The sequence below is a fragment of the Pseudomonas extremorientalis genome, assembly GCF_001870465.1.
GTDB classification, from domain to species: Bacteria; Pseudomonadota; Gammaproteobacteria; order Pseudomonadales; family Pseudomonadaceae; genus Aquipseudomonas; species Aquipseudomonas extremorientalis.
This window is the reverse complement of the sequence record NZ_MDGK01000063.1, coordinates 298,578-315,567: the sequence shown is the minus strand read 5'-3', so window position 1 is coordinate 315,567 and position 16,990 is coordinate 298,578. Positions and strand designations below refer to the sequence as shown.

The 16,990-nt window shown below is 61.2% G+C and carries 16 protein-coding genes; 5 read left to right on the top strand and 11 right to left on the bottom strand.

The genetic code is table 11. The features are described from left to right. Nucleotides 1-83: 83 nt before the first annotated feature. Both BFN10_RS28380 and mgrA read left to right on the top strand, forming a co-directional pair. Nucleotides 84-1,412, top strand: coding sequence for an OprD family outer membrane porin (locus BFN10_RS28380; protein ID WP_083351521.1), 1,329 nt, complete (start codon nt 84-86; stop codon nt 1,410-1,412). A 108-nt stretch (nt 1,413-1,520) separates the two neighbouring features. Beyond that, nucleotides 1,521-2,558 carry an L-glyceraldehyde 3-phosphate reductase gene (gene mgrA / locus BFN10_RS28375; RefSeq protein WP_071492504.1) on the top strand — a complete coding sequence of 346 codons (1,038 nt, stop codon included), beginning with the start codon at nt 1,521-1,523 and terminating at the stop codon, nt 2,556-2,558. 71 nt (nt 2,559-2,629) lie between these two features. Here mgrA and tauD read toward each other — a convergent pair whose 3' ends face one another. From tauD to BFN10_RS28340, 7 genes are all read right to left on the bottom strand, one after another. Next, the gene (gene tauD / locus BFN10_RS28370) at nt 2,630-3,466 is read right to left on the bottom strand and encodes a taurine dioxygenase (RefSeq protein WP_071492503.1); all 837 of its coding nucleotides are present in this window, start codon (nt 3,464-3,466) and stop codon (nt 2,630-2,632) included. Nucleotides 3,467-3,481: 15 nt separating this feature from the next. Next, complete coding sequence (gene tauC, locus BFN10_RS28365) at nt 3,482-4,318, bottom strand: taurine ABC transporter permease TauC (RefSeq protein ID WP_071492502.1); 837 nt, start codon at nt 4,316-4,318, stop codon at nt 3,482-3,484. Then, nucleotides 4,315-5,094 carry a taurine ABC transporter ATP-binding subunit gene (gene tauB, locus BFN10_RS28360; RefSeq protein WP_071492501.1) on the bottom strand — a complete coding sequence of 260 codons (780 nt, stop codon included), beginning with the start codon at nt 5,092-5,094 and terminating at the stop codon, nt 4,315-4,317. The genes tauC and tauB overlap by 4 nt, the downstream gene beginning before the upstream one ends. Before the next feature lie 16 nt (nt 5,095-5,110). Further along, nucleotides 5,111-6,088: a taurine ABC transporter substrate-binding protein gene (tauA, locus tag BFN10_RS28355; RefSeq protein WP_071492500.1), complete on the bottom strand. Its 978-nt coding sequence runs from the start codon at nt 6,086-6,088 to the stop codon at nt 5,111-5,113. Between the two features lie 189 nt (nt 6,089-6,277). Next, entirely contained in the window at nt 6,278-7,861 is a 1,584-nt protein-coding gene (gshA, locus tag BFN10_RS28350) for a glutamate--cysteine ligase (protein ID WP_071492499.1), read from the bottom strand. A 214-nt stretch (nt 7,862-8,075) separates the two neighbouring features. Next, nucleotides 8,076-8,459: a PaaI family thioesterase gene (locus BFN10_RS28345; RefSeq protein ID WP_071492498.1), complete on the bottom strand. Its 384-nt coding sequence runs from the start codon at nt 8,457-8,459 to the stop codon at nt 8,076-8,078. After that, on the bottom strand, nt 8,459-10,783 hold the full coding sequence (locus tag BFN10_RS28340; protein ID WP_071492497.1) for a Tex family protein: 2,325 nt from the start codon (nt 10,781-10,783) through the stop codon (nt 8,459-8,461). The genes BFN10_RS28345 and BFN10_RS28340 overlap by 1 nt, the downstream gene beginning before the upstream one ends. 357 nt (nt 10,784-11,140) lie before the next feature. Here BFN10_RS28340 and ompR point away from each other — a divergent pair, with 357 nt between their 5' ends. Further along, a complete protein-coding gene (ompR, locus tag BFN10_RS28335) occupies nt 11,141-11,881 on the top strand; it encodes an osmolarity response regulator transcription factor OmpR (protein ID WP_016979041.1) in 741 nt (246 codons plus the stop codon). A gap of 117 nt (nt 11,882-11,998) precedes the next feature. Beyond that, nucleotides 11,999-13,312: an ATP-binding protein gene (locus tag BFN10_RS28330; protein WP_071492496.1), complete on the top strand. Its 1,314-nt coding sequence runs from the start codon at nt 11,999-12,001 to the stop codon at nt 13,310-13,312. Nucleotides 13,313-13,407: 95 nt separating this feature from the next. Here BFN10_RS28330 and rimK read toward each other — a convergent pair whose 3' ends face one another. From rimK to rimA, 3 genes are read right to left on the bottom strand one after another with little or no spacing between them, the layout of a single operon-like run. Beyond that, on the bottom strand, nt 13,408-14,313 hold the full coding sequence (gene rimK, locus BFN10_RS28325) for a 30S ribosomal protein S6--L-glutamate ligase (RefSeq protein WP_010214091.1): 906 nt from the start codon (nt 14,311-14,313) through the stop codon (nt 13,408-13,410). After that, nucleotides 14,310-14,792 carry a retropepsin-like aspartic endopeptidase RimB gene (gene rimB / locus BFN10_RS28320; RefSeq protein WP_071492495.1) on the bottom strand — a complete coding sequence of 161 codons (483 nt, stop codon included), beginning with the start codon at nt 14,790-14,792 and terminating at the stop codon, nt 14,310-14,312. Before rimB ends, rimK begins: the two co-directional genes overlap by 4 nt. Nucleotides 14,793-14,805: 13 nt before the next feature. Next, on the bottom strand, nt 14,806-15,585 hold the full coding sequence (gene rimA / locus BFN10_RS28315) for a S6 modification regulatory phosphodiesterase RimA (RefSeq protein WP_071492494.1): 780 nt from the start codon (nt 15,583-15,585) through the stop codon (nt 14,806-14,808). Nucleotides 15,586-15,701: 116 nt separating this feature from the next. On the opposite strand from rimA, the gene BFN10_RS28310 reads away from it, so the two are divergent. Beyond that, nucleotides 15,702-16,109, top strand: a complete 408-nt coding sequence (locus tag BFN10_RS28310; protein WP_071492493.1) for an RNA-binding S4 domain-containing protein — start codon at nt 15,702-15,704, stop codon at nt 16,107-16,109. Between the two features lie 52 nt (nt 16,110-16,161). Here BFN10_RS28310 and BFN10_RS28305 read toward each other — a convergent pair whose 3' ends face one another. Then, nucleotides 16,162-16,965 (bottom strand): phosphatase PAP2 family protein, encoded by an 804-nt coding sequence (locus tag BFN10_RS28305; RefSeq protein WP_071492492.1) that lies wholly within the window; start codon nt 16,963-16,965, stop codon nt 16,162-16,164. Nucleotides 16,966-16,990: the final 25 nt, after the last annotated feature.

The window sequence follows — 16,990 nt, the reverse complement described above, 5'->3', positions numbered from 1 at the left end:
CTGCGTAATTGTGTGCAGCGTTTGACGCTTTCATTTCAGAACAGTGACGGAGACCGGTACCAATGAAGACGTTGATAAGCCCTATGGTGGGTGCCGCCATGGCGAGCTTTATGCTGTCCGCCCATGCCGATTTTATCGATGACAGCCACGCCGATGTGACCCTGCTCAACCGCTACCTCAACCAGCAGGGGCGTGACGTGGTGAACAGCAACGCCAAGGCCCACAGCATTCGCGATTGGGGCCAGGGTTTCGAGTTCAACTTCAAGTCCGGCTACACCGAAGGCCCGGTGGGGTTCGGCCTGGACCTGCAGGCGTTCTATGGGTTGAAGCTGGACTCCGGCGGCGACCTCAACGACAAGGATCACCAGGGCCGCTACCCGGGCAGCATGTTCCCGCTGGACAACGGCAAGTCCGCCGACCAGTTCGGTGTGTTGAGCCCGACGTTCAAGATGCGTTTCGCCAAGGACGAGTTGCGCTTGGGTACGCTCTACGGCAACAACCCGGTGCTGGCCAACACCGACGGGCGCCTTTACCAGCAGACCAACACGGGTGTACAGCTGGTGTCCAAGGACCTCAGTGACTTCACCTTCACCGGCGGCGATATCTTCAAGACCAAGATCCGCAACGAAACCGGCGACCAGGGCATGATCACCGCCGGTGGCACCAAAGAGAGCGATCGCTTCCTGTTCGGCGGTGCGGACTACACTGGCATCCAGAACACCACGGTCAGCCTGTGGTACTCCAACCTTGAGGATTACTACCAGCAGTTCTTCCTCGGCGCCAAGCGGCATGACGCCTTGTCCGTGGGCGCGATCGACACCGACTTGCGGGTGTTCCGCAGCCTGGGCGTGGGCGGCAACGCCGATGGCGACAAAGACTACGCAGCCGCCGGCCTCTACGGTGACGGCACGGGCAAGGGGCGTATCAACCAGACCACCGCCAGCCTGCTTGAGAGCTACAGCCTGGACGGCCACACCGTCGGCCTGGGCATCCAGAAGAACAGCGGCGACAGCGACTTCCCCTACCTGAATTCCGGCCTGAACAGCGGCGACAACCGCCAGGGCCCAGGCTCAGGCGCCGACACGCCGGCGCTGACCAACATGCAGTTGAATAAATTTCAACACGCCGGTGAGCGCACTTGGCTTGCGCAGTACAAGTATGACTTCGGTAAGCTTGGCCTCACGGGCCTGACGTTCTCCGCCGCCTATGCCCACGGCGATGACATCCGCACGGCGCAAGGCACTACCAGCGAATGGGAACGTAACGTCGCCGTGGCCTATCAAGTGCCTACCGGCACCCTCAAAGGCCTGGGTGTCACCTGGAAAAACGCCCACGCCAGCCCGGACATCAGCGGTGCCACCGTGCAAGATGAAAACCGCTTCTATGTGAGTTATGTCGTTCCACTCTGGTAGGCAATTGCTGTAGAACGGAACGGCAGACTTAAGCGATTCAGCTGGTTAAAAGGCCTGGGAATACCCTTATTCCCAGGCCTTATTTGCCGACGTCCAAGAGAGGATTCGATGACTTACATTGCTGCCGAAAACCGCTATGAATCTATCCCGTATCGCCGCGTAGGCCGCAGTGGGCTGGTGCTGCCCGCACTGTCCCTGGGCCTGTGGCACAACTTTGGCGACAGCACCCCGATCGACACCCAGCGCGCCTTGCTGCGCACCGCGTTCGACCTGGGGATCAACCACTTTGACCTGGCCAACAACTATGGCCCGCCCTACGGCAGCGCCGAGATCAACTTCGGCCGTTTGCTGCGTGAAGACTTCAAGCACTACCGCGACGAACTGATCATCTCCAGCAAGGCCGGCTGGGACATGTGGCCCGGCCCTTACGGCCAGGGCGGCGGTTCGCGCAAGTACGTGCTGGCCAGCCTCGACCAGAGCCTGCAACGCCTGGGTGTCGACTATGTGGATATCTTCTATTCCCACCGTTTTGACGCCGACACCCCCCTGGAAGAAACCGCCAGTGCCCTCGCCACTGCTGTGCAACAAGGCAAGGCGTTGTACATCGGTATCTCGTCCTACTCAGGGGTAAAAACCCGCGAAATCGCCGCCCTGCTCAAAGAGTGGAAAGTGCCGCTGCTGATTCACCAGCCGGCCTACAACCTGCTCAACCGCTGGGTGGAGAAAGACCTGCTGGACACCACCGAAGAGCTCGGCGCCGGGGTGATTGCCTTCACGCCGCTGGCCCAGGGTTTGCTGACCGACAAGTACCTCAATGGCGTACCGGCGGATGCACGGGTGAATCGCCCGGGCGGTGGTTCGTTGCAGGCCAAGCACCTGTCCGAAACCAACATCGCCCACGTGCGTGCGCTGAACGAGATCGCCCAGCGTCGTGGTCAGAGCCTGGCCCAACTGGCACTGGCCTGGACGTTGCGTGATCCACGGGTGACCAGTGCGCTGATCGGTGCAAGCCGGCCGGAGCAGATTATCGAGAACGTCGGTGCGTTGAAGAACTTGAGCTTTAGCGTGGAAGAACTGGCGGAGATCGATCGGTTTGCCCAGGAAGGCGGGATCAACCTGTGGGAAAAGCCATCCACGGCTGAATAAACAGTCCATGTGGGAGGGAGCAATCCCCCTCCCACATTTGATTTCTGGTGTGATGACTAACGGGCCTGGCCTTAGAACGGCACATCCCCGAGAATCGTCGCCCGATGCATCACCCGCCGCTGCGGCCGGTAGTCATCCACCGCGTAGTGCTGTGTCACGCGGTTATCCCAGAACGCCACATCGTTTTCCTGCCAACGCCAGCGAATGGTAAATTCCGGGCGTGTCGCGTGGGCGAACAAGAGCTTCAAGATGGCTTCACTCTCCGCCGGTTCCAGCTCATTGATCTTGGTGGTAAACCCATCACTCACGAACAGTGACTTGCGCCCACTCACCGGATGCGTACGCACCACCGGGTGCGATAACGGCGGGTTCTTCCTGCGGGTTTCTTCCCAGCGTGCCAGGTCTTCGGCGGTGTTGCCAAAGCGCTCCAGCGGAAAGGACTTGGTGAAGTCATGGGTCGCCGTCAGCCCGTCGAGCAAGCGCTTCAGCGGTTCGGACAATGCTTCATAGGCTGCAATCCCGCTGGCCCACAGCGTATCGCCACCAAACGCCGGCAGCAGCTTGGCGCTGAGTACTGCACCGAGCGCCGGAGTGGGCAGGAAGGTCACGTCGGTGTGCCACACGGCATTGTCGCGCACGTCGGTGACGGCGGTGTCGAGGATCAGCACTTCGGGCTGGTCCGGCACGTTGGGGTAGATCGGGTGGATATGCAGGTCACCGAAATTCGCCGCGAACCGCGCTTGCTGCTGCGGGGTGATCGACTGGCCGCGGAAGAACAGCACCGAGTGGGTGAGCAACGCCTGTTCGATGGCGTCGCGCTGTTCAGGGGGCAGCGGCTGGGTGATATCGACACCGCTGATCTGGGCGCCCAGGGCGGTGCTTAATGGGGTAACGGTCAGGCTGCTCATGCGGTTCTCATTCACTCAGTGTGCCTGGCCATGCCACGGCACCAGTTTACGCTGCAGGGCACGCAGGCCCATTTCCATGGCGAAGGCGATCAGGGCGATCACCAGAATCCCCAGCACCACCACATCGGTGACCAGGAACTGCGCCGCCGACTGCACCATGAAGCCCAGGCCGCTGGTGGCGGCGATCAGCTCGGCGGCGACCAGCGTGGACCAACCCACACCCAGCCCGATGCGCACGCCGGTCAGGATGTCGGGCAGGGCGCTCGGCAGGACCACATGGCGAATCAACTGGGCTCGGGTGGCACCCAGCGACTGCGCCGCACGCAGTCTGGCCGGGTCGACGGTGCGCACGCCGGTGGCGGTGGCGATGGCTATCGGCGCGAAGATTGCCAGGTAGATCAGCAGCACCTTGGACAGCTCGCCGATGCCGCACCAGATCACGATCAACGGCAGGTAGGCCAGCGGCGGGATCGGTCGGTAGAACTCGATCAGCGGGTCGAGGATGCCACGGGCGATTCGGTTGGAACCGATGGCGATCCCCACGGGCACGGCGGTCAGCACCGCGAAGCCCAGGCCCAGGCCGATACGGCTGAGGCTCGCGCCAAGGTGCTGCCACAAGGTGGAGTCCATATAGCCGGTGGTCGCCAGCAGCCAGCCCTTTTGCAGCACGGCGGACGGCGGCGGCAGGAACAGCGGTTCGATCAAGCCGCTGGCGGTCACGGCCCACCAGAGGGCCAGCAAGGCGACCAGGGTCAACACGCTGATCCAGCGCGTGCTCAGGCTGCGTCGTACCGCGACCACTGCGTGCGCCACCGGTTTGGTCACCGTGGCGGGAAGTTCGTAGCTGCTCATGCGGACACCTGCCGTTGGGAGAACACTTTGCCCAGCACGTGTTCGCGGGTTTCGATAAAGCGTGGGTCGGACTTGATCGCCCGCGCCGACTCACCGGCGGCGTAGCGTTGGCCGAAGTCCAGGTGCAGGCGTTCGACGATCTGGCCGGGGTTGGGCGCCAGCAGGATCAAATCGGTGGCGAGGAATACCGCCTCTTCGATGTCGTGGGTAATCAGGAACACCGGCTTGGCCGTGCGCCGCCAGACTTGCAGCAACAGCTCTTGCATCTGTTCGCGGGTAAAGGCATCGAGGGCGCCGAAGGGCTCGTCCATCAGCAGTACACGAGGGTCGGCGGCCAGAGCGCGGGCCAGGCCGACACGTTGTTTCTGGCCGCCGGAAAGCTGCCAGATGCGTCGGTTGTCGAACCCGGCCAGGTCGACCAGCGCGAGCATTTCCCGGGCGCGTACTTCGCGTTGCGCCTTGGGCACGCCGGCCAGCTCCAGGCCGAAGCCGACGTTGGCCAGCACATCCTGCCAGGGCAGCAGGGCGTCGTCCTGGAACACCACGCCGCGTTCAGCGCTGGGGCCTTTGACCGGCACGCCATCGAGGGTGATGCGCCCGGCGCAAGGTTCGACGAAACCAGCAATCAGGTTCAACAGCGAAGTCTTGCCACTGCCGGACGGGCCGAGAGCCACCAGCAACTGCTGGGGCCCCAGGTCGAGTGAAATGTCTGACAGCACCGGTTCTGTGGCGCCTGGGTACTGTGCGCTGATGCGCTCCAGTTGTAGCAAGGCCATCGCAATGAACTCCCGATCAGTGAGTGATGAATTTGGCGCTGACGTAAGGGGCGTAGTCCGGCAGCACGGCGTCGACCTTGCCTTGTTCCTTGAGGAACGCGGCGGTGTCGGTCACAGCCTTGGTGGTCGGTGCGCCCAGCAGGGTCACCTGGTCAGCGGCCAGCGGGTAGACGTTGCCTTGCAGCAGCAGTGGGATGTCGCTGGCCTTGGCGCCGGAGAGTTTCACCAGTTTGTCGACGTTGCCTTTGTCGGCGAGCCAGGCTTGTGGGTCTTTGCGGTACGCGGCGTAGGCATCCAGGGTGACTTTGGCGAACGCGGTGACGATTTCCGGGTGCTTCTCGGCGAAGTCCTTGCGCACGATCCAGGCATCGAAGGTCGGCGCGCCGAACTTGGCCAGTTCGCCCGAGGTGATCAGCACCTTGCCGTTTTCCTTGGCCACGCCCAGGGCAGGATCCCATACGTAGGTGGCGTCGATATCACCGCGCTTCCAGGCGGCGATGATCGCCGGTGGCGCGAGGTTGAGGATGGTCACTTTGGACGGGTCGATGTTCCAGTGCTTCAGCGCGGCCAGCAGGCTGTAGTGCCCGGTGGACACGAAGGGTACGGCGACTTTCTTGCCGACCAGGTCCTGCGGGCTGTTGATGCCCGAACCGTTGCGCGCTACCAGGGCTTCGGCGCCGCCGATCTGGGTGGCGACCAGGAAGGTTTCCACCGGTACCTTGCGGGTGATCGCGGCAGTCAGCGGGCTGGAACCGAGGTAGCCGATCTGCACGTCGCCGGAAGCGATGGCGGCGATGATGTCGGCGCCATTGTCGAATTTGCGCCAGTTGATCTTGGCGTTTGTGGCTTTTTCATAGGCGCCATCGGCCTGGGCGACTTTGGCCGGGTCCACGGTGGTCTGGTAAGCAATGGTCACGTCCGCCGCCTGGGCAAACAGGCTGGCACCGGCCAGGGACAATGCGGCCAGGAGACGCAGAGGGGTTAACAGTTTCAAGGGGAAGCTCCTCAATCAGGCGGCCGAGGGTCGGCGTGCGAGGAGACTAAATGATCTAAGAATCCGAAAATAAATAACATTTTCGAATTAGCTTATGAGAAGAACCGTGAGCGCTGATCGTCAATTGAAATGAGGTGAAATGTGAGAAGGGGCTTGCCCTCTCCCACATTTGCCCCGGTTTGAGCTTACTTAGTTGCTGATGGCGAGGATGCTGGCCTGGTACGACCCAACAAACACATCGAAATCGCCCACTTCGTTCTGCTCCAGCTCTGCTTGCTGCGCCAGCGACGTCCGCGCCAGCTCTTCAAAGCGCGCCTGCTCTTCAGCCGCCAGCGGCTCCTTGCGGAAATGCTCGGCGTGCAACTGGCTCTGATGCAGGGAGAATTGCGCAAAACTCTCTTTACGCTCGGCCATCGCCGCCAGCACCTGGGCCGACGGGGTCAGGGACGAATCGTTGACCTTGGCCAACTGGGCGTCGAGCGCCTGGCTGTGCTCAGTGATGCCGTGGCTCTCGTCCAGCAAGGCAGCCAGCGGTGCAATCTGCTCCAGCAACTCGGACGCCCACTCTTTCATGTCCACCGGCTGGCCCTGGCGTTGCAATTGCAGGCCCGGACGGCGACCTTCCTTGACCACGCTGAGGAAGTTGGAGGTGGCGTTGCCGCACTCGTTGTTGGCGAACAGCGGGCTGTCGTTCAGTGCGCAGAACAGCAGGAAGGCGTCGAGGAAGCGCGACTCTTGCAAGTCGATGCCCATGGGCAGGAACGGGTTGATGTCCAGGCAGCGCACTTCGATGTACTGGATGCCACGGGCCATCAGCGCCTGGATCGGCCGCTCGCCGGTATAGGTCACGCGCTTGGGGCGGATGTTGGAGTAGTACTCGTTTTCGATCTGCAGGATGTTGGTGTTGAGCTGTACCCACTCACCGTCCTTGTGCGTACCGATTTCGACGTAGGGCGCGTAGGGCGTTGCCACCGCTTCGCGCAGGCTGTCGGTGTAGCTGGCCAGGTCGTTGTAGCACGGCGTGAGGCCCGCCTGGGCGTTGCTCTGGTAACCCAGGTCACTCATGCGCAGGCTGGTGGCGTAGGGCAGGTACAGCGTGTCGGCGTCGAGCACTTCCAACTGGTGCGAACGACCGCGCAGGAACCCGGCGTCCAGGGCCGGCGAAGCACCGAACAGGTACATCAACAGCCAGCTGTAGCGGCGGAAATTGCGGATCAGCGCGATATAGGCGTTGGACTGGTAGTCGCGGTCGGTGCCGACAAACCCTTCCGTCTCCTTGAGCAGCGGCCACAGCTGCTCCGGCAGGGAAAAGTTGTAGTGGATGCCGGCGATGCACTGCATGGTCTTGCCGTAACGCAGGGCCAGGCCCTTGCGGTACACGTACTTGAGCTGGCCGATATTGGAGGTGCCGTAGTAGGCAATCGGAATATCTTCCTCGGCCGGCAGCGGGCACGGCATGGAGGGGCTCCACAGGTATTCGCTGCCGAGCTTGGTATAGGCAAAGCGATGGATCTTGTCCAGGCTGCTCAGGGTATCGGCCGGGTCGGGCAGGGCGGGAGTGATGAACTCCAGCAGCGATTCCGAGTAGTCGGTGGTGATCTGTTCGTGGGTCAACGCAGCGCCCAGGGCTTCGGGGTGCGGCGTTTGCGCCAGTCGACCCTCACCGGTGACACGCAGGCATTCGCGCTCGATGCCGTGCAAGCACTGCTCTAGCAGGGAGAGGTGTTCGCGCTTGCCGAGCAGGGCCAGGCGGCGGTTGAGAAGTTCGCTCAAGTTGGATTCCTTCACGCGTCAGTCGCCCCAATATGGGGGTGGGCAGGACGGTCTACAAGGGTGAAGTTGAAACTGGCGTGATCGCCTGGTTTTGAGTCGATTTGACCCGCTCTGAATATGCCGACTTCACTCCATGAATTTGGCTACAGCGCAGCGAGAAAATTCCGACGCCGTTAGTGCAGCGCCGAAATTAACTCAAATCGGGGGTGGGGAGCTATAGGACAGCGAACGTGCCCTGTGCTTTTGCGACAAGTCTTTCGTCCTGATACACCTCCGCCTCGACCACCAGCGTGCGGCGGCCGGCATGAATCACCCGGCTGGTGCACAGCACGTCACCGTCCGACACGGCGCGGATGTAATTGATCTTGCACTCGATGGTCGCGCTCTGCTGGTCGAAACCATGGGCGCTGGAACAGGCCAGCCCCATCGTAATGTCCACGAGGCTGAAAATCGCCCCCCCATGGAGCTTGCCCGCGCGGTTGCGCAGTTGCGGCTCCAGGGTCAGGGCCACCTCGGCAACGCCTTCTTCAAGGCGTTGCAGGCGGCAGCCGATCAGTTCGCTGAAGGCGCTCTGGGTCAAGCCGGCCGGGATCTCCATCAGCGCTTCTTCAACTGCTTGGCGTTGGCGAACAGCGAGGCCATGGCGTTGTTGCTTGGGGCTGCGGTGGCGGTTTCCTTGCGAGCCGTAGTGTTTTGCGACTGGCGCGGTGCCGAGCCTGGGCGCGCGCCACGGGCACCGTCGATTTTCTCGCCGGGGGTGTCGCTCATGCGCATCGACAGGCCGACGCGTTTGCGCGGGATGTCGACTTCCATGACCTTGACCTTGACCACGTCACCGGCCTTGACCGCTTCGCGGGGATCCTTGATGAATTTCTCCGAAAGCGCGGAGATATGCACCAAACCGTCCTGATGCACGCCGATGTCCACAAAGGCGCCGAAGTTGGTCACGTTGGTCACCACGCCTTCGAGGATCATGCCCGGTTGCAGGTCCTTGAGGTCTTCGACACCGTCCTGGAACTCGGCGGTCTTGAACTCGGGGCGTGGGTCGCGACCAGGTTTTTCCAGCTCTTGCAGGATGTCGGTGATGGTCGGCACACCGAAGGTTTCGTCCGTGTACTTCTTGGGATCCAGGCGCTTGAGGAAAGCGGCGTCGCCGATCAGCGAACGGATGTCGCGGTCGGTCTCGGCGGCGATGCGCTGCACCAGCGGGTAGGCTTCCGGGTGGACCGCAGACGCGTCAAGCGGGTTGTCGCCATTCATGACGCGCAGGAAACCGGCGGCTTGTTCGAAGGTTTTTTCACCCAGGCGCGCGACTTTTTTCAGCGCGGCACGGGTTTTGAACGCGCCGTTTTCGTCACGGTGGCTGACGATGTTCTGTGCCAGGGTGGCGTTGAGGCCGGAGATTCGCGCCAGCAGTGCCACGGAGGCGGTGTTCACGTCGACGCCCACGGCGTTTACGCAGTCTTCCACAACTGCATCCAGGCCGCGCGCCAGCTTCAGCTGCGACACGTCGTGCTGGTACTGGCCGACACCGATGGATTTAGGGTCGATTTTCACCAGTTCGGCCAACGGATCCTGCAGGCGACGGGCGATGGATACCGCGCCACGGATCGACACGTCGAGGTCCGGAAATTCCTTGGACGCCAGTTCCGACGCCGAGTACACCGAAGCGCCAGCTTCGGAGACCATGACCTTGGTCATCTTCATGGCTGGGTATTTTTTGATCAGTTCGGCGGCCAGCTTGTCGGTCTCGCGGCTGGCAGTACCGTTGCCGATGGCGATCAGGTCCACCGCGTGCTTGGCGCACAAGGCGGCCAGGATCGCGAGGGTCTGGTCCCATTTGTTGTGCGGCACATGCGGATACACCGTGGCGTGGTCCAGCAGTTTGCCGGTGGCGTCGACTACGGCGACCTTGCAGCCGGTACGCAGGCCCGGGTCGAGGCCCAGGGTGGCACGCGGGCCGGCCGGGGCGGCCAGCAGCAGGTCGTGCAGGTTGTGGGCGAACACGTTGATCGCCTCGGTTTCGGCGCCGTCGCGCAGCTCGCCCAGCAGGTCGGTTTCCAGGTGGGTGTAGAGCTTGACCTTCCAGGTCCAGCGCACCACTTCACCGAGCCACTTGTCCGCAGGACGGTTCTGATTCTGGATGCCGAATTGTTGGGCGATCATGCCTTCGCAGGGGTGCATGGTGCCCGGCAATTCGTCGCCGACCTTCAGCGCGGAGCTGAGAATACCTTCGTTGCGGCCACGGAAAATCGCCAGCGCGCGGTGGGACGGCATGCTCTTGAGCGGCTCGTCGTGTTCGAAGTAATCGCGGAACTTGGCGCCTTCTTCCTCTTTGCCGGCGATGACGCGGGCGCTGAGGATGGCTTCCTGCTTCAGGTAGCTGCGCAGCTTTTCCAGCAGGCTGGCGTCTTCGGCGAAGCGTTCCATGAGGATGTACTTGGCACCTTCGAGGGCGGCCTTGACGTCGGCGACGCCTTTTTCGGCGTCGATGAAACGGGCGGCTTCGGTTTCCGGGGTCAGCGACGGGTCGTTGAACAGACCGTCGGCCAGCTCGCCCAGGCCGGCTTCCAGGGCGATCTGGCCCTTGGTGCGACGCTTCTGTTTGTAAGGCAGGTAGAGGTCTTCGAGGCGGGTCTTGGTGTCGGCGAGCTTGATGTCGCGCTCGAGTTGCGGGGTCAACTTGCCCTGTTCCTCGATGCTGGCGAGGATGCTGATGCGCCGTTCGTCGAGTTCTCGCAGATAGCGCAGGCGCTCTTCCAGGTGACGTAGTTGGGTGTCGTCGAGGCTGCCGGTTACTTCTTTACGGTAACGGGCGATGAACGGCACCGTGGAGCCTTCATCCAGTAGAGCGACGGCCGCTTCGACCTGTTGTGGGCGTACACCGAGTTCCTCGGCGATGCGGCTGTTGATGCTGTCCATAAAACCACCTGAAATTCTGAAAAGCAGCTCGCAGGCCCGGAAAACAAGGCTCTGGGAGGCTGGTTGAGCGGCCCGACTGGCGCCGCTGCCTGGGTCAAGAGGCAGCCTATTGACCCTCGAAATCGAAAAATTCGCGACAAGCGGGTGAAAAAAGCCTCGGCAGCAAACGGTAACGATCTGACGTTGCCCTGCACGGCGGCGGCGCATTATAACCAGCGTTCTGTCCTTGGGGGGGATTGCGCCAACGGTTGTAGGGCGCGGGTTCGCTGGCGGTAGAGGAAAAATCTGCTAACAATGCACACGGTGCGTATAACGGCAGCTAGGCCATAATGCGCGCCGAGATAAGAGGAGCATCCAATGAGCAGCACTGCACAAACTGCTGAAGGCGAAAAAATTCTCATCGTTGATGACGATCCGGGGCTCAGCAGCCTGCTGGAGCGTTTCTTCAACTCCAAGGGCTACCGTGCCCGCGCGGTGCCGAATACCGAGCAGATGGACCGCCTGCTGGGGCGCGAAGTCTTCAACCTGGTCGTACTCGACCTCATGCTGCCCGGTGAAGACGGCCTGACCGCCTGCAAGCGCCTGCGCGGCGCGAACAACCAGATTCCAATCATCATGCTCACCGCCAAGGGCGATGAGCTGAGCCGCATCAAGGGCCTGGAACTGGGCGCTGATGACTACCTGGCCAAACCCTTCAACCCCGACGAGCTGATGGCGCGGGTCAAGGCCGTACTGCGTCGGCAGGCCCCACCGGTACCGGGTGCACCGGGCAGCGAAGATGAAAGTGTCACCTTTGGCGACTACGAACTGTCGCTGGCGACCCGTGAGCTCAAGCGTGGCGATGAAGTGCACATGCTCACCACCGGCGAATTCGCCGTGCTCAAGGCCCTGGTGATGAACGCTCGACAGCCGCTGACCCGCGACAAGCTGATGAACCTGGCCCGTGGCCGGGAATGGGATGCGCTGGAGCGCTCCATCGACGTGCAGATCTCCCGACTGCGTCGGATGATCGAGCCGGACCCGTCCAAGCCACGCTATATCCAGACGGTGTGGGGCGTAGGTTATGTGTTTGTGCCGGATGGCAACAAAACCAGTTGACCGATGATTTGCAGTTACGGGCCTCCCGGTGTCTGACTCCATGAGGGTCGACGGGATGCCCGGCGTCTGCAATTCTGCGAGCGCCGCTCGTTTCTGCAAGGTATCCAGCTGTCTTCTATGAAAACCCCGTTGTGGTTCCCCCAAAGTTTCTTCTCCCGCACCCTTTGGCTGGTGCTGATCGTCGTTCTGTTTTCCAAGGCACTCACGCTGGTTTATCTGTTGATGAACGAGGACGTGCTGGTGGATCGACAATACAGTCACGGTGTTGCCCTTACCCTGCGTGCCTATTGGGCAGCTGACCCTGAGAATCGCGAAAAAATCGCCAAGGCCGCTACGTTGGTTCGTGTGGCGGGCGCGGGTGTGCCGGAAGGCGAGCAGCATTGGCCCTACAGTGAGATCTACCAGCGCCAGATGCAGGCTGAACTCGGTGAAGATACCGAGGTGCGGTTGCGCATGCATGTATCGCCGGCATTGTGGGTGCGTGCGCCGAGCCTGGGCGAGGACTGGTTGAAGGTGCCGTTGTATCCGCATCCGCTGCGGGGGCAGAAAATCTGGAACGTGCTGGGCTGGTTCCTGGCGATCGGGCTGCTTTCAACGGCGTCGGCGTGGATCTTCGTGCGTCAGCTCAACCAACCGCTCAAGCGTCTTGTGTTTGCCGCCCGCCAGTTGGGTCAGGGGCGTAGTGTGCGCCTGCCAGTCAGCGATACGCCCAGCGAAATGACCGAGGTGTATGGCGCATTCAACCAGATGGCGGAAGACGTCGAACAGGCTGGGCGTGAGCGCGAGCTGATGCTGGCGGGGGTGTCCCATGACTTGCGCACACCGTTGACGCGATTGCGCCTGTCGCTGGAGTTGATGGGCAACCATACTGATCTCACCGATGACATGGTCCGCGACATTGAGGACATGGACGCGATTCTCGACCAGTTCCTGGCGTTTATCCGCGATGGCCGTGATGAGGTAGTGGAAGAAGTCGACCTGACGGACCTGGTGCGTGAGGTGGTCGCGCCCTATAACCAGAACGGCGAACAGGTGCGCATGCGTCTGGAGCCGATCCGGCCGTTTGCGTTGCGTCGGGTGTCGATGAAGCGCCTGTTGAACAACCTGATTGGCAACGCCTTGCATCACGCCGGTTCTGACGTGGAAGTGGCGGCGTATGTGTCTGGCGACAGTGCAGCGCCCTATGTGGTGCTGAGCGTGATGGACCGTGGGGCGGGCATTGACCCGGACGAGCTGGAAGGCATCTTCAACCCCTTCACTCGTGGCGACCGTGCCCGGGGTGGCAAGGGCACTGGCCTTGGGTTGGCGATTGTGCGGCGGATTGCTTCGATGCATGGTGGCAATGTTGAGTTACGCAACCGCGAAGAGGGTGGCCTGGAGGCGCGGGTACGCTTGCCGCTTGGGCTGATGTTGCCCAGGGATGCGGTATAGGCACAGTTGCAAGCTCCCAGTTTAAAGCTGCAAGAGAAAGGTGAATTGCTTTGCCTGTCCTTGCAGCTTAAAGCTTGAGGCTGTTGGCTGCTTCTCTAGCCCTTGCCCTTGGTCCTGGTCATATTTGGCCCACCATTCTTCTCCAGATGCTGAATGATGATCCCCGCCACATCCTTCCCGGTGGTGGTCTCGATCCCTTCCAGACCCGGTGATGAATTCACCTCCATCACCAGTGGCCCATGGTTGGAGCGCAATATATCCACACCCGCCACACTCAACCCCATCACCTTGGCCGCCCGCAGTGCGGTCATGCGTTCTTCCGGGGTGATCTTGATCAGGCTGGCGCTGCCGCCACGGTGCAGGTTGGAGCGGAACTCCCCTGGCTTGGCCTGGCGTTTCATCGCCGCAATCACCTTGTCGCCCACCACGAAGCAGCGGATATCCGCACCACCGGCTTCCTTGATGTATTCCTGCACCATGATGTTCTGCTTGAGCCCCATGAACGCCTCGATCACTGATTCCGCCGCCGTCGCAGTTTCACACAGCACCACGCCGATACCCTGGGTGCCTTCCAGCACCTTGATCACCAGCGGCGCGCCATTGACCATGTCGATCAGGTCGGGGATGTCGTCGGGGGAGTGGGCGAAGCCAGTCACCGGTAGGCCGATACCACGGCGCGACAGCAACTGCAGCGAGCGCAGCTTGTCCCGCGAGCGGGCAATGGCTACCGATTCGTTGAGAGGAAACACCCCCATCATTTCAAACTGGCGCAGCACTGCGCAGCCATAAAACGTCACCGAAGCGCCGATTCGCGGGATCACGGCATCAAACCCTTCCAGCGGCTTGCCCCTGTAGTGGATCTGCGGCTTGTGGCTGGCGATGTTCATATAGGCACGCAGCGTGTCGATCACCACCATTTCGTGGCCACGTTCGGTGCCGGCCTCAACCAGGCGGCGGGTGGAATACAGACGCGGGTTTCGCGACAGCACAGCAATCTTCATGCAGCACCTGGGGCAGATAGGGTAGAGACCGGGAACACCGGCTTGTCTTGTACGTACTTGATGCCGGGATTGACCACCAAATGGCCGTCAATCAAGGCTTTGGAACCCAGCAACAGGCGGTAACGCATGGCCTTGCGACAGGCCAGGGTAAACTCCACCCGCCATACCCGATCACCCAGCGCCAGCGTGGTGCTGATGACATAGCGCACCTGCGCATGGCCATTGGAGCTCTTGATGGTTTTCATCGTCACCAGCGGCGCTTCGCAGCGGCGGTGACGCAGTTGCACGACGCTGCCCAAGTGTGCGGTAAAACGCACCCACTGCTCGCCGTCGCGCTCGAACGGCTCAATGTCGGTGGCGTGCAGGCTCGAGGTGCTGGCACCGGTGTCGATCTTCGCGCGCAGGCCTGCGACTCCCAAGTCGGGAAGTGCCACCCACTCACGCAGACCCACAACGGTCAAATGGTCAAATGTCTTCAATATGGATAACCGATCAATTTGCCCAGGCCTGAGGGGATATCTCGGCCAGGGCTTTAAATGCAGGCTTGGCGAACCAGTAGCCTTGCATCAGAAATATTCCACAGTCGGAGAGAAAGTCCCGTTCGCCGGCACTTTCGATGCCTTCGGCGATGACAGTAACGCCCAACTGCTCACAGATTGTGACAATCCCCTGGACGATGACCTGACGGACACGGTCCTGATCAACATCGCGGATCAGCGCCATGTCGAGTTTGATCAGGTCAGGTTGGAAGTCGGCCAGCAGGTTCAGCCCCGAATAGCCCGCGCCGAAATCGTCGATGGCGGTCTTGAAGCCGAATTCGCGATATTCACGCAGAATATTCGTCAAATGGCGATAGTTATCTACATGCTCGCTTTCCAGGGTCTCGAAAATCAGCTGGTTCAACGGAAAATTATGTACGCGAGCCGCCTCCAGGGTGCTACGGATGCACAGTTCCGGGCGGTACACGGCATTGGGCATGAAGTTGATCGAAAGGTGAGTTTGCATTCCCAAGGTTGCCGCACCGGCGATCGCCTGGGTTCGGCAGCGTTGGTCGAAGCGGTAGCGGTTGCGTTCGTTGACCTGGTCCAGCACCGACAGCGCCCCTTCGCCTTGTGTGCCACGCACCAAGGCTTCATGGGCAAAGATCGAATGGTCCCGCAGGTCTACGATAGGCTGGTAAGCGAACGCAAAATCGAACCCGAGGGGCTCGCTTTGCTGGCAACCCACGCAGCGCTGGTTGGGCGAGGTGAGTGAAAGGGGGAATTCGGTCACAACATATCCTCGCGAAAACAGGGTGCTACCTGGCGTATCTTAGGTGAGCCTTGGGATTTATGCGTCGAAGGGTTTCAACGGTAAAGTTGCGACATTTTTCAGAGCGAGGAATTCAAGTGGCTCAAAAGCAGGAAGAGGAAGAAAAGGTCCGTCTGGACAAGTGGCTGTGGGCGGCGCGTTTCTATAAAACCCGTGCCCTGGCCAAGGCCGCCATCGAGAGCGGCAAGGTGCATCATCGTGGCGAGCGCTGCAAGCCGGGCAAAGAGCCACGTGTCGGTGATGAGTTTCAGATTCGTGCAGGGTTTGATGAAAAGACGGTCGTGGTTCAGGCGCTTTCCATCGTTCGTCGTGGCGCACCTGAAGCGCAAGCGTTATACGCCGAAACCGAAGCCAGCATTGCCAAGCGTGAAAATGCGGCGGCGATGCGCAAGGCCGGTGCCACTGGCATGACCACCGATGGCAAACCGAGCAAGAAACAACGCCGCGACCTGTTCAAGTTTCGCGGCAGTGGCAACCATGACTAGCCTCAATCGAACGGGCTTTTGTAGTGAGCGGGACAAGCCCGCTCGCCACAGATTATTGCCGTGTTCTAACGACGCTCATTCGCCCCACTATGGGTAAACGAGCAGCCATCCCGAACACCGGCGCCGTTACCCGCAACAACCCACCCGATACCTTCGCCGCAAACGGTGTGTAGTACCCCCAGCCCAACGCCAACAGTGCCAGCAACACTCCGCCGATGTAATCGTCTTGCCCCCAATGTGCCCCCGCCACCAGACGCGGCATCATGAACAGCAGCGCCAGGCCCCAGATCACCAGCACCTGGCCGATGCGCTTGGCGAACACGGTCATGAACATCCCCCAGATCAGCAGCACCGAGGCATGGTCCCCCGGGAAGCTCTGACTCGAACGGTCCTTCAACTCCCAGGTCTTCTCCAGGCCCGGGAAGTAGTCACTCATCTGGATCGCCCCGCTGATCACCATGGACGGGCTATTGTGTTGCCAGCCCATGTGCGCGGCGAGTTTGGAAAACAGCATGCGGATAAACAGCAACAGCAACAGAATGCCGACAAAACCTAACAAGGCCTGGCGCACTTGCACCGCCTTGAACACCCAATCGCCGCGAATCAACAGCATCAGCAGAATCACCCCGACCACTGCATCGAACGGTCGCAAACTGGCGACAGCCCACACGTGCAGCCATGTGGAGCTGCTCGCCAGCGGGTCATTGAGCAGGTGAAACAGCCACTCGTCGAACATCACACACAGCATCTGGCCGGTGGGCCACAGCCAAAAACACAGCAGCCCGATAGCGAGTAGATTGCAGACGGCCCATCGCCCGAGGTTCCACTTGGCTTGGAACAAACCCGGATTGTTCATAAACTGTCCCTCATGGCTCTAGAAA

Coding starts and splice junctions, on each gene's coding strand:
- BFN10_RS28380 (WP_083351521.1), top strand. CDS start 84: ATGGTGGGTGCCGCCATGGCGAGCTTTATGCTGTCCGCCCATGCCGAT.
- mgrA (WP_071492504.1), top strand. CDS start 1,521: ATGACTTACATTGCTGCCGAAAACCGCTATGAATCTATCCCGTATCGC.
- tauD (WP_071492503.1), bottom strand. CDS start 3,466: ATGAGCAGCCTGACCGTTACCCCATTAAGCACCGCCCTGGGCGCCCAG.
- tauC (WP_071492502.1), bottom strand. CDS start 4,318: ATGAGCAGCTACGAACTTCCCGCCACGGTGACCAAACCGGTGGCGCAC.
- tauB (WP_071492501.1), bottom strand. CDS start 5,094: ATGGCCTTGCTACAACTGGAGCGCATCAGCGCACAGTACCCAGGCGCC.
- BFN10_RS28345 (WP_071492498.1), bottom strand. CDS start 8,459: ATGGAGATCCCGGCCGGCTTGACCCAGAGCGCCTTCAGCGAACTGATC.
- BFN10_RS28340 (WP_071492497.1), bottom strand. CDS start 10,783: ATGGACAGCATCAACAGCCGCATCGCCGAGGAACTCGGTGTACGCCCA.
- ompR (WP_016979041.1), top strand. CDS start 11,141: ATGAGCAGCACTGCACAAACTGCTGAAGGCGAAAAAATTCTCATCGTT.
- BFN10_RS28330 (WP_071492496.1), top strand. CDS start 11,999: ATGAAAACCCCGTTGTGGTTCCCCCAAAGTTTCTTCTCCCGCACCCTT.
- rimK (WP_010214091.1), bottom strand. CDS start 14,313: ATGAAGATTGCTGTGCTGTCGCGAAACCCGCGTCTGTATTCCACCCGC.
- BFN10_RS28305 (WP_071492492.1), bottom strand. CDS start 16,965: ATGAACAATCCGGGTTTGTTCCAAGCCAAGTGGAACCTCGGGCGATGG.